This window comes from Gemmobacter lanyuensis (genome assembly GCF_014652355.1).
Classification (GTDB): domain Bacteria; phylum Pseudomonadota; class Alphaproteobacteria; order Rhodobacterales; family Rhodobacteraceae; genus Gemmobacter; species Gemmobacter lanyuensis.
This window is the reverse complement of record NZ_BMYQ01000051.1, coordinates 1-562: the sequence shown is the minus strand read 5'-3', so window position 1 is coordinate 562 and position 562 is coordinate 1. Positions and strand designations below refer to the sequence as shown.

At 62.3% G+C, this 562-nt stretch carries 1 pseudogene; it reads right to left on the bottom strand.

The features are described 5' to 3' along the window. Nucleotides 1-557: pseudogene (locus tag IE101_RS19700) on the bottom strand (transposase); the annotation flags it as partial. Nucleotides 558-562 lie beyond the last annotated feature (5 nt).

Below are 562 nucleotides of genomic sequence, written 5' to 3'. Positions count from 1 at the left end.
CCTGGATGCCATTCTGGCGCATAAGTCGCCCGACACGGCGCTGGCCGACGCGGATGCCCAGCTCATTCAGCTCCTCGGTCATGCGAGGTCGACCGTAGCTGCCCAGGCTCAGCCGGTGCTGATCACGAATATGGGCCAAGAGCACCATGTCGCGCCGCTGGCGATGCGACGGGGGCCGGTGCTTCCAGGCATGTAGGCCGCGTTCTGACACCCCCATCAGACGGCAAAGATGGCTGCGGGTCAGTGTGCCGCGATACGCAGCAATATACTGAAACTTCACGGCTTTTGAGCCGCGAAGAACATCGCCGCTTTTTTTAGCACCTCCCTCTCCTCCCGGAGAATGCGGTTCTCTTTGCGAAGCCGTTCGTTCTCGCGCGAGACAGCTCGGCATCCTGCGCGGGCACCTTGGCCTCCTCCGAAACCGCCCGAACCCACTTGCCGAGCGTCGAAAGCCCGACCCCCAAATCAGACGCAACCTGACGCCGTGTCAGGCCACTGGTGAGCGCAATGCGAACCGCATCCCGCTTGAACTCGCGGCTCGTGTATTGCTGCCATATCCGAT